This is a genomic window from Agathobaculum sp. NTUH-O15-33 (assembly GCF_033193315.1).
Lineage (GTDB): Bacteria > Bacillota > Clostridia > Oscillospirales > Butyricicoccaceae > Agathobaculum > Agathobaculum faecihominis_A.
Genome location: NZ_CP136187.1, coordinates 3,515,959 through 3,530,656, shown reverse-complemented (window position 1 = coordinate 3,530,656; position 14,698 = coordinate 3,515,959). Strand labels below are relative to the sequence as shown.

General features: G+C 57.8%; 15 protein-coding genes. All 15 read left to right on the top strand.

Annotated elements, in window-relative coordinates; translation table 11 throughout:
* Position 1: 1 nt before the first annotated feature.
* The 15 genes from RWV98_RS17175 to RWV98_RS17105 all read left to right on the top strand — a co-directional run bounded on the left by RWV98_RS17175 (position 2) and on the right by RWV98_RS17105 (position 14,683).
* Entirely contained in the window at positions 2-628 is a 627-nt protein-coding gene (locus RWV98_RS17175; protein ID WP_317862329.1) for an FMN-binding protein, read from the top strand.
* Positions 625-1,248, top strand: coding sequence for an electron transport complex subunit RsxE (gene rsxE / locus RWV98_RS17170; protein ID WP_280962039.1), 624 nt, complete (start codon positions 625-627; stop codon positions 1,246-1,248). Before RWV98_RS17175 ends, rsxE begins: the two co-directional genes overlap by 4 nt.
* Positions 1,249-1,866: an electron transport complex subunit RsxA gene (rsxA, locus tag RWV98_RS17165; RefSeq protein WP_280962038.1), complete on the top strand. Its 618-nt coding sequence runs from the start codon at positions 1,249-1,251 to the stop codon at positions 1,864-1,866.
* A 24-nt stretch (positions 1,867-1,890) separates the two neighbouring features.
* On the top strand, positions 1,891-2,793 hold the full coding sequence (locus tag RWV98_RS17160) for an RnfABCDGE type electron transport complex subunit B (protein WP_419196001.1): 903 nt from the start codon (positions 1,891-1,893) through the stop codon (positions 2,791-2,793).
* Positions 2,793-3,197, top strand: coding sequence for a Mini-ribonuclease 3 (locus RWV98_RS17155; protein WP_280962036.1), 405 nt, complete (start codon positions 2,793-2,795; stop codon positions 3,195-3,197). Before RWV98_RS17160 ends, RWV98_RS17155 begins: the two co-directional genes overlap by 1 nt.
* A 298-nt stretch (positions 3,198-3,495) precedes the next feature.
* Positions 3,496-3,801: a helix-turn-helix domain-containing protein gene (locus RWV98_RS17150; protein WP_317862326.1), complete on the top strand. Its 306-nt coding sequence runs from the start codon at positions 3,496-3,498 to the stop codon at positions 3,799-3,801.
* 12 nt (positions 3,802-3,813) lie between these two features.
* Entirely contained in the window at positions 3,814-4,083 is a 270-nt protein-coding gene (locus RWV98_RS17145) for a hypothetical protein (protein WP_317862324.1), read from the top strand.
* Positions 4,084-4,200: 117 nt separating this feature from the next.
* Entirely contained in the window at positions 4,201-5,805 is a 1,605-nt protein-coding gene (locus tag RWV98_RS17140; RefSeq protein WP_317862322.1) for a response regulator, read from the top strand.
* The gene (locus RWV98_RS17135) at positions 5,802-7,511 is read left to right on the top strand and encodes a sensor histidine kinase (protein WP_317862320.1); all 1,710 of its coding nucleotides are present in this window, start codon (positions 5,802-5,804) and stop codon (positions 7,509-7,511) included. Before RWV98_RS17140 ends, RWV98_RS17135 begins: the two co-directional genes overlap by 4 nt.
* The gene (locus RWV98_RS17130; protein ID WP_317862318.1) at positions 7,508-8,488 is read left to right on the top strand and encodes a substrate-binding domain-containing protein; all 981 of its coding nucleotides are present in this window, start codon (positions 7,508-7,510) and stop codon (positions 8,486-8,488) included. The genes RWV98_RS17135 and RWV98_RS17130 overlap by 4 nt, the downstream gene beginning before the upstream one ends.
* Positions 8,489-8,683: 195 nt before the next feature.
* Positions 8,684-9,808, top strand: coding sequence for a galactose ABC transporter substrate-binding protein (locus RWV98_RS17125; RefSeq protein WP_280962030.1), 1,125 nt, complete (start codon positions 8,684-8,686; stop codon positions 9,806-9,808).
* A 102-nt stretch (positions 9,809-9,910) separates the two neighbouring features.
* Positions 9,911-11,407, top strand: coding sequence for a sugar ABC transporter ATP-binding protein (locus tag RWV98_RS17120; protein WP_280962029.1), 1,497 nt, complete (start codon positions 9,911-9,913; stop codon positions 11,405-11,407).
* Positions 11,408-11,421: 14 nt separating this feature from the next.
* Positions 11,422-12,501, top strand: a complete 1,080-nt coding sequence (locus tag RWV98_RS17115; protein WP_280962028.1) for a galactose/methyl galactoside ABC transporter permease MglC — start codon at positions 11,422-11,424, stop codon at positions 12,499-12,501.
* An 897-nt stretch (positions 12,502-13,398) separates the two neighbouring features.
* Positions 13,399-13,749: a helix-turn-helix domain-containing protein gene (locus RWV98_RS17110; RefSeq protein ID WP_317862316.1), complete on the top strand. Its 351-nt coding sequence runs from the start codon at positions 13,399-13,401 to the stop codon at positions 13,747-13,749.
* An 88-nt stretch (positions 13,750-13,837) separates the two neighbouring features.
* Positions 13,838-14,683, top strand: coding sequence for a prenyltransferase (locus RWV98_RS17105; protein ID WP_442872081.1), 846 nt, complete (start codon positions 13,838-13,840; stop codon positions 14,681-14,683).
* The last annotated feature ends 15 nt before the right edge of the window (positions 14,684-14,698 follow it).

Genomic DNA, 14,698 nt, shown 5'->3' with positions numbered 1-14,698 from the left:
TATGGACAGCAGCAAAAAAGAAGGCGGCATTATCCAGCTCGTCATCGTACTGGGCCTTATCACACTGGTCTGCGCGCTGCTTCTCGGCGTTGCCAACGGCGTGACCGAGCCGCTGATTCAGGCCAATCAGGAAAAGACCCGTAACGCCGCCATGGAAGAGATCATTCCGGGCGCGCATTTCACCGATATGGAAGTGACCCTTGCGGCGGAAGACGTCGCGGCGGCCGGCGTATCGCTGCCGGCGGGCCGCTCGGCGGCAGCCATTTCGGGCGTTTACAAAGCGGACGTGGACGGCGCCGACGCGGGCTACTGCCTTGAAGTACAGCCCAAGGGCTTCGGCGGCGCGCTGACCATGATCGTCGGCGTGAACGCGGACGGCACCATCGCCGGCGCGAAGGTGACCGGCCACGCGGAGACCCCGGGTCTTGGCGCGAAGAGCCAGACCGACGACGCATGGATCGCGCAGTACGCCGGCCAGCCGGCGGACGGCCAGCTTCCAGGTTACCAAGGACGGCGGCACGATCAACGCCATTACCGGCGCGACGATCACCTCCCGTGCGGTGACCGACGGCGTCAACACCGCCGCGGCGTATGCTGCGACTTTGGGTTAAGGAGGAAGCCATTATGAAATTTAGTGATCAACTGAAGGCCGGCGTCATCCTCGACAACCCGGTATTCATGCAGACCATCGGCCTTTGCCCCGCGCTCGCCACGACGACCTCGCTGAACAACGCGATCGGCATGGGTCTTGCGGCCACCGTCGTTCTGATCTGCTCCAACGTCGTTATTTCCATCCTTCGCAAGATTATTCCGGAAAAGGTTCGTATCGCGTGCTTCATCACCATTATCGCAACGTTCGTTACGCTGATTCAGATGGCGCTGAACGCTTACCTGCCGGATCTGGCCGCTTCTCTCGGCCTGTTCCTGCCGCTTATCGTTGTTAACTGCATCATCCTCGGCCGCGCCGAGGCGTTCGCGTCCAAGAACAAGGTGATGCCCTCCGCGCTGGACGGCGTGGTCATGGGCCTTGGCTTTACATTCGCGCTGGTCCTCATGGGCTTCTTCCGCGAGCTGCTGGGCGCAGGCACCATCCTGTCCGGCTACGTGAACGGCATCAAGGGTATCGCGGTACCGTTCTTCAATTCCAATCCCATGGTCATGATGATCCTGCCCGCGGGCGGCTTCCTCATGATGGGCTTCATCTTCGCTGTGATCCAGAAGGTCATGGCTGGAAAGGGGGACAAGTAAATGTCTTTCGCATTACCCGCTTCCATGGGGATCACCGATCTCCTGTCCCTCGCTATCGCGGCGATTCTGGTAAACAACTACATTCTGGTCCAGTTCCTCGGCTGCTGCTCGTTCTTCGGCGTATCGAAGAAGACCGACACGGCTGTGGGCATGGGCATGGCGGTTATCTTCGTCATGGCGCTGGCCTCCGCGGTATCGTGGGCGGTTCAGTACTTCATTTTGGAGCCGCTGGGCCTTGGCTACATGCAGACGATCGCGTTCATCCTTGTTATCGCGACGCTGGTGCAGTTCGTTGAAATGTTCATGAAGAAGTCGATGCCCGCGCTTTATTCCGCGCTTGGTATTTTCCTGCCGCTGATCACCACCAACTGCGCCGTGCTTGGCGCCGCTATCTCCAATATCGATAACGGCTATTCCTTCATCGGTTCGGTGGTTTACGGTGTGTGCGCCGGTATCGGCTATACGCTGGCGATCGTGCTGTTCGCGTCCATCCGCGAGCGTCTGGATGCGACCGCAAAATGCCCCAAGTGCTTCGAGGGCTTCCCGATCGCGCTGGTTTCCGCTGCGCTGCTCGCTATGTCCTTCATGGGCTTCTCCGGCTTACAGATCTGGAAGTAAGGGAGGATATGAATTAATATGAATATGCAAAATGTAATCGCGGCGGTCGCGGTGCTGTTTGTCATGGGTGTCGTTTTCGCCATCCTGCTCGGCGTCGCGGCAAAGGTGTTCGCGGTTGAAGTGGATGAGCGCGTGCCGCTCGTGCGCGAGTGTCTGCCCGGCGCCAACTGCGGCGGCTGCGGCTACCCCGGCTGCGACGGCCTTGCCGCCGCCATCGTCGAGGGCACCGCGCCGGTAAACGGCTGCCCGGTGGGCGGCGCCGCCGCCGCTGAAAAGATCGCCGAGGTCATGGGCGTCACGGTGTCGGACGCGGAGCGTCAGGTCGCGCATGTACATTGCGGCGGCGGCTGCAACGCGCTCGACAAGGCCAAGTACGAAGGCTTGCAGGACTGCACCGCCGCCATGCGCGTCGCGGGCGGCCCCAAGGCTTGCGCGTTCGGCTGCATGGGCCTTGGCTCCTGCGTCAAGGCCTGCGCGTTTGACGCGATCCACATCGTGGACGGCGTAGCCAAGGTCGATACGGAAAAGTGCGTGGCCTGCGGCCAGTGCGTTTCCGCCTGCCCGAAGAAGCTGATCGATCTTGCCCCTGAAAGCAAAAAGACCCATGTCAACTGCATGTCGCGCGACAAGGGCCCGGAGGTGACAAAGGTTTGCTCCGTCGGCTGTATCGGCTGCAAGATGTGTGAAAAGACCTGTAAGTTCGATGCGATCCACGTGGAAAACAACGTGGCTAAGATCGACTACGACAAGTGCAAGAATTGCAAGATGTGCGCCAAGGTTTGCCCCAAGGGCTGCATCGAGCCCGTACCGACCGCCGAGGAAAAGGCCAAGTTTGCCGCCATGCAGAAGGCGCAGGCTGAAAAGGCCAAGGCCGCCGCTGCTGAAAAGGCTGCCGCAGCCGCTCCCGCCGCGCCGGAAGGCAAGTAATGGACTACCTCCGCCCCCGGCTGGACGACGCCGCGCTCGCGCAGATGTCGAGTTTGGCGCTCGCGCATGTGGGTGACGCGGTGTACGAGATCATGGTGCGCGCCCTGCTCGCTTGCGCGGGCACACAGACCTCTAAAAACCTGCACAACCGCACGACCGAGCTGGTCCGCGCGGCTGCGCAGGCCAAAGCGGCCGCGCGCATCCTGCCGCTCCTCACCGAGGAGGAAGAAGCCGTTTTCCGCCGCGGGCGCAACGCCAAACCGAAAAGCGTGCCCAAATCGGCGTCCATCGCCGAGTACGCGCAGGCCACTGCGCTGGAAGCGCTGTTCGGCTGGCTGTACCTGCGCCAGCAGTACGACCGTGTCAACGAATTGTTTGAAACGATCGCGGAAGGGTTTTCGTAACTGCATAAAACAACGCCGCCGGGTTTGCCCGGCGGCGTTGTTGCGTCTGGTGGTTCGCAATGCTCACAATGAAATGCGCGGCGGTAGCCGCGAGCGGCGTGGTGCGGTCACCACGCCCTACCATCCCGTTCCACGGTGGGTGCTTCGTAGGGCAGGGTGACTCACCCTGCCGCCGATGCAGCGATTGGTGCGCTGCAAACCAGTGTTTTAAAACGTATTATTTATACGGCTTAAACAACTAAAATATGGTTTTTTGCCGTAGTATACTATACGTAGCAAAACACTAGGTGGGGAAGATATGAAAGATATCCTAAAAGAAATAGAAAGACTTCGGTTGGATCGTGACTGGACGGAATATGAACTGGCCAAGCACGCCGGGTTATCTCAATCGACCATATCAACATGGTATCGTAAGCAGCAAATACCTACCATACATACGCTGGAAAAGGTCTGCAAGGGTTTCCACATTACATTATCACAGTTTTTTGCAGAGGGCGACGATGCAATATCACTCACGGAAGAACAAAAAGTGCTTCTGGATAATTGGTCCGCCCTAAACGCGAGGCAGCAGGAAATGATTTTGAATTTGTTGAAGGGCTTGTAGGGGGTATTACATATGTATGACACAGATACTAATGCCTTGACGCTGGAAGATATCTATCGAAAAGCTGCTTATATTGCGCTGGATGGCCAAAATGGAGAACACTATTTTATCGAGAAAGCGCATGCACAGGGTGTGGATATTCCTCCGACGCTTCGACATTACTACACAACCCAGCTAAAGCGCTATCGGCGGGTCTGCTGGAAGACGCGACTTGCACGCGGCTCCATGCTGGCCATTCTGCTTCTTTCGCTTGCGTTTTGCGTGGGATTGATCCTGCCATAACCGGGCCGTTGCTTTTTACTAGGCAGCGACCCGGTTATTTTTTTGTTTCGTATACTGGACAGCGGACGGGAAAAATTATACACTAAAGGGGAAGGATACGGAAAGGGGAATGCCGATATGTATACCGTAGTAGTGGCGGACGACGAGGCGGAGCTGCGCCGGTCGCTGATTGAGCGCACGCCTTGGGAGGAGTGCGGCTTTCAGGTCGTGGGCGAGGCCGAAAACGGCATGGACGCGCTGGAACAGGTCGAGCGGCTGGCCCCGGATTTGCTGCTGACCGATATTCGCATGCCGTTTTTGTCCGGGATCGCGTTGGCGCGCGAAGTGCGCGAGATCAGGCCCGCCATGCATATCGCCTTTCTTTCCGGGTATGACGATTTTACCTATGCGCAGCAGGCGATCGAATACAACATCATCAGCTATTTGCTAAAGCCCATTTCCTCGCAGGAACTGGCGCGCGAACTGAAAACCATTTGCGCCAAAATGGACAAGCACTGGGCCGATCTGGCGCAGAGCCGCGCCGAGCGCCTGCATCCGCATGATTTTCTTATGCCGCTGCTTTTGGGCGCGGATACCGCCCTGCCGCCGGAAGCGGCGGAAAAAGACCTCGCGCGGCAGGCCGCAGAATGCGGCCTGATAACGGATGAGGAGTTACCTCCTCATTTCGTTGTTTTGGCCACCGAGATAGAGGACGGCCTTGGCCGCGTCTGTACCGACCGCGCGCATGTACACGCGGTCGAAACGATCACGGAAAAATACCTGCGTTCGGCCAGCTGTCTGATCGGCGGGCGGGTGCTCACCTTGGTCGCCGCCGGGGCGCACGATATCGGGAAGTACCTGCATATTGCGGTTAGCGAGATCACGCAGAGCTTGGAGCGCGTGGTTGGCGGTCGCTGCACGGTCGGCGTAAGCCGCGAGATCGCTTCGCTTTCCGGCTGCCACGCGGCCTACCGCGAAGCCGTCGGCGCGCTGCACTATACGTCGGAGGAAGGCGCGGGCGAAACGCGCTATATCGCCGATCTGGAACACGCCCGCGCAATCCGTTCGGACTTTACCGAGGCCGCGGCGCAGCTGGAAGGGCTGATCAAGGGCGGCAGCACGGACCAGTTGACCGGATTTCTCGACACGCTGTTCGGCGGCTTCCAGACCGGCGCGCACGACCCGCTGGAGATCGACCTGATGATGGTGCAGCTGCTGGCCGCTGTGTGCCGCTCGATCGGCGCGGTGGTCGACCCGGACGCGGCGGGCGCGCTTTGGAGCGCTTCGCCCCTTTCCGGGCTGTCGTTCTCGTGCCGGTCGCCCGGAGAGCTAAAGGAAAAGATGACCGATTTTTGTCTGCGCGCCAAAGAAGCGATTACCGATCAGTGCCGCGAAAGCGGCGAGGTCCTGTGCGAGCAGGCCATCGGCATGATTCAAAGCGGCTACGGCGACGAATCGCTCTCGCTCGGCACCATCAGCGAAAAGCTGCATATCAGCCCCAACTATCTTTCCGCGCTGATCCGTAAGAACGCGGGGGATACCTTTATCAACCTGCTTACCGCCAAGCGGTTGGATACCGCGCGCGAGCTGCTCACCTGCACCTCGCTCAAGGTGATGGAGATCGCGTCGCGCTGCGGTTATTCCGATCAGCACTATTTCAGCTATTGCTTTAAAAAGCGCTTTGGTATTTCCCCGATCACCCTGCGCAGGCAAGGCGGCGCGGAGGAAGGCGGGCAGGGATGAAGCAGAAAAAGGCCCTGTCGCTCTCTCGCTTGATGGTGGTGCTGGTCAGCGGCGTCGCGGCGGTGACCGCGCTGATTTCTATCTTCGTTTTTACTACCCTATATACGGCGGCGCTTCGCTCGAACGCCGCGACCGGCTCCGAGCAGTCCGTCACGCAGGCGGCCAACGCGATCGCCAACTATACGGCGGATACGAATAAGCTGCTGCGCCGGATCATCGGCGAGCTGAACAGCAGTGATGATTCCGAAACGCTCAGCGCGACCTTTGCCACCATGGTGCAGATGCGAGACGATCTGGCCAGCATCGGCGTTTACCGGCAGGACGGCTCGCTCATCGCCTGCTACGCGGATAACCGCCGCCGCAAGGCGTCGGTCGCTTCGCTCGACCTGACCGGGATGGAGGCGGACTCCACCGGCGTTTATATCACGCCGCCGCACGTGCAGAGCCTTTACATGGATTACTACCCGTGGGTGGTATCGGTAGCGCGCCCGGCGGAGCTGACGCGCTACGGCGGCGTGAACGCGTATGTCACAGTCGATCTGCAATTTTCCACCATCGCCGGGTATATGGACGATGTCGGCATCGGCCAGCGCGGCTACAGCTTCATCATCGATAACGCGGGGCGGTTGGTCTATCACCCGCAGCAGCAGCTGATCTATTCGGGCCTCAAAAGCGAGGATACCCTGCCGCTGGCCGCTTTGCCGGACGGCGTGCACGCGGACGGCTCGCTCATCCGCGTGATCAAAAGCCTGCCGCAGGGGGATTGGCGCATCGTGGGCGTGAGCTATCTGGACGAACTGGTCGCGCAGCCAAGGCAGGCGGCGTTAGGCCGGATTCTGGCCGTCGTGCCGGTTGTGCTGCTGATTCTGCTCGCGATCAGCGTGCTGGTGTCGCGGCTGGTGTCGCGCCCCATCCACGGGCTTGTGGATGAAATGCGCCGCTTTGAGCAGGACGCGGCCCAGTTTGTTTACCAGCCGGTCAGCGGCACGGACGAGATTAACGTGCTTTCCGGCTCGTTCGAGCACATGGTGGTACGCATTCAAAACCTGATGGCCGAGGTAAAGAGCGAGGAGGAAACGCTGCGCAAGACCGAGCTGAAGGCTCTGCAAGCGCAGATTAACCCCCACTTTTTGTACAACACGCTCGATTCCATCCAGTGGATGTGCGAGGTGGGCCGCACGGATGAGGCGGTGCAGATGGTCTCTGCGCTGGCGCGTCTGTTCCGCATCAGCATTTCGCGCGGGGCCGATCTAATTCCCATCCGCCGCGAGCTGGAGCACGCCGAAAGCTATCTGATCATTCAGAAATTTCGCTACAAAGACCAGTTTTCCTATCGGTTTGACGTGGACGAATCGGTGCTTGATTGCCTGTGCAGCAAGATTACGCTACAGCCCATCATTGAAAACGCCATTCTGCACGGCTTTGGCGAACTGGTCGAGGATGGCGAGATCGTCATTTCCGCAAAAGCGGACAGCGCGGACGTGGTGCTCACCGTGACGGACAACGGCATCGGCATGGATGAGGCGCAGTGCCACGCTATTTTGTCGCATGACCAATCCGAGCCGGGCGGTATCGGCATCAAAAACGTGGCCGACCGCATCCGTATCTATTTCGGCGCGCCGTACGGCCTTTCAATCGAAAGCGAGCCAGACAGGGGCACGCGCGTCACGATCCGTCTGCCGCAGACAGGAAGGGAGGAACCATGATTAGGCTGAAACGCTTATGCGCCGCCATGCTGCTGCTATCGCTCGCGCTGTATGCGGGCTGCGCCGCGCCGCGGCAGGGGGTAGGGGCGCAAAAGCCCTTTGTGGCGGTTATCGTCAAATCCACCGGTTCTTCTTTCTGGAAATCGGTCAAAGCGGGGGCAAACGCCGCCGCAAGCGAATACAACTTTGGCTTTTCGTTTGACGGCCCGCTCAGCGAAGAGGATTACGAAGGCCAGAACCGGATGATCGGCGACGCGGTCGCCGCCGGAGCGGACGCGATCGTGCTCTCCGCCATCGACTTCAGCGGTACGGCGGAAGCCGTGGAGCGCGCGGCGGCGGCGGGCGTTAAGATCGTTGTGATCGATTCGGATGTGGATTCCGATCAGGTCGCGGTGCGCATTGGCACGGATAACTACGCCGCCGGCCGGGAAGCAGGATTGGCCGTGCTCGGCGGGGAGGAGAACACGCTCCGCATCGGCGTGATCGGCTTTGACGTGCACACCAAAAACGGACAGGAGCGCGAGCAGGGCTTTGAGGACGCCATCGCGGAGGACAGCCGCGCCGAGATCGTCGAAACGGTCAACACCTCTTCGGATTCCGAGACCGCCCAGAAGGCCACCCGCGATCTGTTGACCCGCCACCCGGAGATCAACGCCGTCGTCACCTTTAACGAGCTGACGACGCTCGGCGTCGGCCACGCGATCGGCGAGCTGGGGCTGGGCGGCACGGTGCGCGCGGTCGGGTTCGATAACAACGTTGTTTCAGTCGGTATGCTGGAAACCGGCGAGATCGACGTGCTAATCGTACAAAACCCGTTTGCCATCGGTTACCTCGGCGTGGAAAACGCCGGATTGCTCGCCTCCGGTAAAATCCCTTCAGCCGACCGGATTGACACCGAAGTGCGCGCGATCGACCGCGAAGGCATGTATTCCGATGAAAACCAGAAGTTTTTGTTCAGCTTTACAGAAAATCAGTAACATTTATATAGGATTTAACCAAAGGTGGTGTAGGAATAAACCGGTGACTTTTTGTTTTCAGTAAAAATTCTAACCCTTTCAGTAAAGGATTCCATTTCTTTTTTGCCGCCCGGCCGATATAATAAAAACACAGAAAAGCCCGAGAGGCCTTTGAGAAGAAGAGAAGATTCCGTTAATTTTGAGGAGGGTTATCACATGAACACAAAAAGATGGCTGGCAGCCGGTTTGACGGCAACGATGCTGTTTACGCTCACCGCGTGCGGCGGCGACAAGAAGCCCGCTGAGGGCGGCGGCACGGAAGCCGGCGGCGACCAGCCCGCGGCAAACGATCTGTCGATCGGCGTACTGTATTACAACTACGCGGATACTTACATCGCTTCCGTTCGCGGCGCGCTTTCCGCTAAGCTCGACGAAATGGGCATCAAGCACTCCGATCAGGACGGCAACAACAACCAGACCACCCAGTCCGAGCAGGTGCAGAACGAAATCACCAAGGGCACCGAGATGCTGGTCGTCAACGTGGTCAACACCTCGTCCGACGACGCCGCCACCGGTATCGTAGACAAGGCCAAGGCCGGCGATCTGCCGCTCCTGTTCTTCAACCGCGAGGTTTCGGACGATGTGATCAAGAGCTATGACAAGTCCGCTTTTGTCGGCACCAACGCACCGGAAGCTGGCCACATGCAGGGCGAAATGATCGGCGATTATCTGCTGGCTGATTATGAAAAGTACGACCTGAACGGCGACGGCAAGATTTCCTACGTCATGTTCAAGGGCGAGCAGGGCAACGCGGAAGCGGAAGCCCGCACCCAGTACGGCGTTGAGGACGCGAATAAGAAACTGGTCGAGGCCGGCAAGCCCGAACTCGAATTCTATGACGCGAACAACTCCGATAAGTATTTGGTTGACAAGAACGGTTCTTGGTCCTCCGCTGCTTCGCAGGAATACATGACCACGATCCTTTCCGAGTACAACGATCAGAACAACAACATGGTCGAACTCGTTATCTGCAACAACGACGGCATGGCGGAAGGCGCGGTAACCGCGCTGAATACCGCGGGCTACAACAACGGCGACGCCGCCAAGACCATTCCGGTATTCGGCGTTGACGCGACGGACGCCGCCAAGGCCCTGATCGCGGACGGCAAGATGGCTGGTACCATCAAGCAGGACGCGGACGGCATGGCGCAGTGCATCTCTGATCTGGTAGCCAACGTGGCCGCCGGCAAGGACCTGATGGACGGCATCGCCGACAAGTACACGGTCGACGAAGGCGTTAACAAGATCCGTATCCCCTACCAGATTTATCTGGGCGAGTAAGCCGTCTTCCACCCGGACGCATTTGAAGCAATGACAAAAACGGCCGCTACCGCGCACGCGGCGGCGGCCGTTTTTATCCGAAAATAGGGGAGGAGCAAAAGTATGGCTAACGACGTTTTGCTGCAGATGACGAAAATCTGCAAGCAATTTCCCGGCGTCAAAGCGCTGGACGGCGTATCGCTCACCGTGAAGCGCGGCACCGTGCACGCGCTGATGGGCGAGAACGGCGCGGGAAAATCCACACTGATGAAATGCCTGTTCGGCATTTATGAAAAGAATAGCGGCACCATCGAGCTGGAGGGGAAAGAGGTCAACTTCAAAACCTCCAAGGAAGCGCTGGAAAACGGCGTTGCCATGGTGCATCAGGAACTGAATCAGGCGCTTAAGCGCACGGTCATGGAAAACATGTGGCTGGGCCGTATCCCGCTCAAATTTGGCAACTGTATCGATGAAAAGAAGATGTATAAGGACTCTGTCGCCCTGTTTGAAAAGCTGGGCGTTAAGGTCAATCCGCACACGGTGATGAGCAAAATGCCGGTTTCCCAGCGCCAGATGGTGGAGATCGCCAAGGCGGTCTCGTACGACGCCAAGATCATCGTGTTTGACGAGCCGACTTCCTCGCTAACCGAGGTAGAGGTCGAGCACCTGTTCCGCATCATCAATATGCTGCGCGATCAGGGCTGCGGAATCATTTACATTTCTCATAAAATGGAGGAAATCCTCCGCATTTCGGACGAGGTCACCATCATGCGCGACGGGCAGTGGATCGCCACCGAGCCCGCGAGCGAGCTGACGATGGATAAGATCATCAAACTGATGGTCGGCCGCGAGCTGACCAACCGTTTCCCGCCCAAGACCAACGAGCCCGGCGAGGTCGCGCTGGAGGTCGAAGGGCTGACCGCCATGTATTCCCACGTGAAGGATGTTTCCTTCCAGCTTAAAAAGGGCGAAATCCTCGGCATCGCGGGTCTGGACGGCTCGGGCCGGACCGAGGTTCTGGAAAACATATTCGGCGTTGCGACCCGCAAGGGCGGCACGATACGCTTGGATGGCAAGCAGGTACATAACCGCCGCGCCACCGAATCGATCAAGAACGGTTTTGCCCTGTTGACGGAGGAGCGCCGCGCCACCGGTATTTTCGGTATTTTGAACATTCGCGACAACACCGTTATTTCGAGCCTGAAAAAGTACATGAAGGGGCCGATGCTGAGCAACGGCGCCATGCGTAAGGACACCGATTGGTCGATTAAGGCCATGCGCATCAAGACCCCGACGCAAGAGACCAAAATCCGCTCGCTTTCCGGCGGCAACCAGCAAAAGGTAATCCTTGGCCGTTGGCTGCTGACCGATCCCGAGGTTCTGCTGCTTGACGAGCCGACCCGAGGTATCGACGTGGGCGCAAAATACGAGATTTATCAGCTGATCATCGATCTGGCTGGCCGCGGCAAGGCGGTCATCATGGTATCGAGTGAAATGCCCGAGCTGCTTGGTGTGTGCGACCGCATCCTCGTCATGTCGGGCGGACGGCTCGCGGGCGAGGTGGATGCGAAGAACACCTCGCAGGAGGAAATCATGACGCTCGCGGCCAAGTACGCTTAGGGGGAGGAAAAACCATGGGCAAACTCAATATCAAAGGAAAATATGAAGATTTCAAGGCGCTCAGCGCCGCGGATAAACGCAACTTTTGGAAGGAATGGTTCATCAGCAATTCGCTGTACATCTTCCTGATCGTCGCCGCGATCGGCATCGGTATTTATAACAACCGCTTTTTCGGTATTCCGTCCATCGTCAACATGCTGTCGCTGACGGCGGCCAACCTGCCGATCGCAATGGGTATCGCGGGCACCATCGTGCTGACCGGTACCGATCTGTCCGCGGGCCGTGTCGTCGGCCTGACGGCCTGTATCTCGGCGGCGCTGTTACAGGCCGCAAACTATCCGAATAGAATGTTCCCGGATCTGCCGCAGTTCCACCCGGCTGTTATGATCATCTGCACGCTGCTGATCGTCATGGTCGTCGGCGCAATCGTCGGCTTTGTCAACGGTTTCTCGGTTGCAAAGTTCGGCCTGCATCCCTTTATCGTTACGCTGGCCACGCAGCTGATCGTTTACGGCTTCCTGCTTCTGTTCACCAATCTGAACGGCAACTCCGGCGCGCCGATCTCCGGCCTGTCCGAACCGTACAAGAAGGTGGTAAACGGTTCGTTCCTTTCCATTGGCAAAACGCCGATTCCGAACTTTGTTTGGTACGCGCTCGCTATTGCCATTATCATGTGGTTCATCTGGAACAAGACCCGCTTTGGCAAGAACATGTTTGCCTGCGGCTCCAACCCGGAAGCGGCCAATGTTTCCGGCGTTAACGTAGCCAAGAATACGATGATGGTCTTCATCCTCGCGGGCGTCATGTACTCGATCACCGGCTTTATCGAAGCCGCCCGTATCGGTTCCAACAGCCCGTCCACCGGCCTGAACTACGAGCTGGACGCGATCGCGGCCTGTGTTATCGGCGGCGTATCGTTCGTCGGCGGCATTGGCTCGATCAGCGGTATCATCGTTGGCGTGCTGCTGCTTCGCATCATCTTCGTCGGCCTGACCTTCCTTTCGGTCAGCGCAAACTTGCAGTATATCATCAAGGGTCTTATTATCCTGATCGCCTGCGCGATCGATATGCGCAAATATTTAGTCCGCAAGTAAGGCTTAAAAAAGCAGCCCCGGAGCATACGCTTCGGGGCTGCTTTGCGGTTATAGGAGGTTCGCTGGCGCTCACAATTATATGCGCGGCAGTAGCCGCGAGGGCGGTGCGGCGCCCGCCGCGGGGGCAAGAAGGAAGGGACAACCACAATGTCATTATGATAAGGTCAGGCAAGAGAAAAAGGTAACGCAAGCACAGAAAATGTAGGGCGCGACGCCCTCGGCGCGCCGAGAGCGAAGAGCCGGGATAAGTGAGAGCATCAAACAGGCTGGTACGGCCGAACGAAGAGACATGGTTTCTTAGGAAGTGTTACGTCCCTTCGAGACGGCGCGCCGAGGGCGTCGCGCCCTACTAGCTCGGTGAATCCCTTGTTTTTCTCATGCGTTTCCCTCTTGACATCCATCCTTTTCGCTGCTCCTGTCAGGGGAAGAGCGTGCCGCCCTTTTGTTATCATTAACAAGTTGGGGAGAGCCGTACCGGGTGCCTAGGGATTCCGTGGAAGGGAGCCTTCGCACGGCCGGACCGGCCTGATTGGCGCGCCCATTTTCCACATCCCCGTCATTCTGAGCAGAGCGAAGAATCCCGCGCGAACGCGCGTTTCCGATGAGTGAGGCCTTCGCCTCAATAGGAGGTTCGCTGGCGCTCACAATTATATGCGCGGCGGTAGCCGCGGGCGGCCGGGTGAGGTCACCCGGCCCTACAAAAGGGATGCATCGACCAAGCATGTAGGGCGGCGTGACTCACGCCGCCGTCGCGGCTACTGCCGCGTATGAAATTGCGAGCGGTGCGAGCTACCTGTGGTAGTAAAATTACTATTAACGGCAATTCCACCCCTAAAGATTTAATGTTATGATAGCGTTACCTACACAGAAAGGTTATGATGGACGGAGGAATTGAAAGTGGCAGAACAAAGCGGTATGGGAAAGCGAATCAAGGCGGCGCGTAAAGCCAAGGGATTGACAGGAGAACATTTATCCGAGTTGTGTCATATCAACGCGACCTATTTTCGGCAAATTGAGGCAGGCCGTAAGATTCCCAGTCTGACGGTTTTCGTTAGCCTATGCAGGGAGCTTGCGGTATCGCCAACCTATTTGCTGGAAGATTGCTTGAACGATAATGAACTGAGCGGTTTTAATGTACTTTCTGACCTATGGAAAACCGCGCCGCCCTATCAAATAGAGGTGGTGACCGCTATGATTCGCAGTGCGTTGGAATGTATGGAAGTACTGAAAAATGATTTGCTAGCGTAAACCGATCTCTTTGTACCCAAAATTGTGCGCCCCTCGGATCGGTGGTATACTGTTAGCATGAAAATCAGGAGTGAGGTGACCCGTCGATATGGAACAACAATATATGGCCGATGTGGAGGCAATTTTATCGCACCGGTATGATAATGGCGCGGACTATTGGACGACGCCCGATCACAAATTGCTGAAAGGCGCGCCCTTTACGACCTTGGAAAGCGCGTTATATCTATTGGAACTCGGGGTGCCGCCGGAGGATGAGGTGATGAAACACGTCGCCGCGCTCATTTTTGACGGCTGGAGAGAGGATGGAAGAATAAAAGTTTCGCCCACCGGCGGGATATATCCATGTCATACCGCTTTGGCGGTAAATGTTTTGTGCCGCATGGGCTATGCGGACGACGAACGGGTGAAAAAGTCGTTTGACTATTTCCTTGTAACGCAACAGCAGGATGGCGGCTGGAAGTGCAATAAATATAGCTTTGGCAGGGGCGAGGAGACCGCATACTCCACCCCCTATACGACCTTGGAAGTCTTGGATTTGTTTCGCTATGCGCGTGTTCTCAACAAGGAACAACGCCTCGACCGGGCGGTGGAATTTCTTTTGGAACACTGGGTCATTCGTAAGCCAATCAGCCCTTGCCACTATGGCATTGGTTCCCGGTTCATGCAGATCGAATATCCCTTTCGCGGCTACGGCCTGTTTTACTATGTGTATGTGCTATCGTTCTATGACCGGGCCAAGGCCGACCCGCGCTTTTTAGAGGCCTTTGAAGCACTTCGATCCAAAACGGTCCATGGGGAGGTGCCGGTTGAAAGGGTCGTTCCCAAGCTCGGGGCGCTGCGCTTTTGCAAAAAAAGGCGGGACGAGCGAGCTTGCCACAAGGCGCTATCAGGAGATCCTGCGGAATCTCACGGCGTGACGCTGCCGGCGGCATAAGGGCGCCGTTCCCCG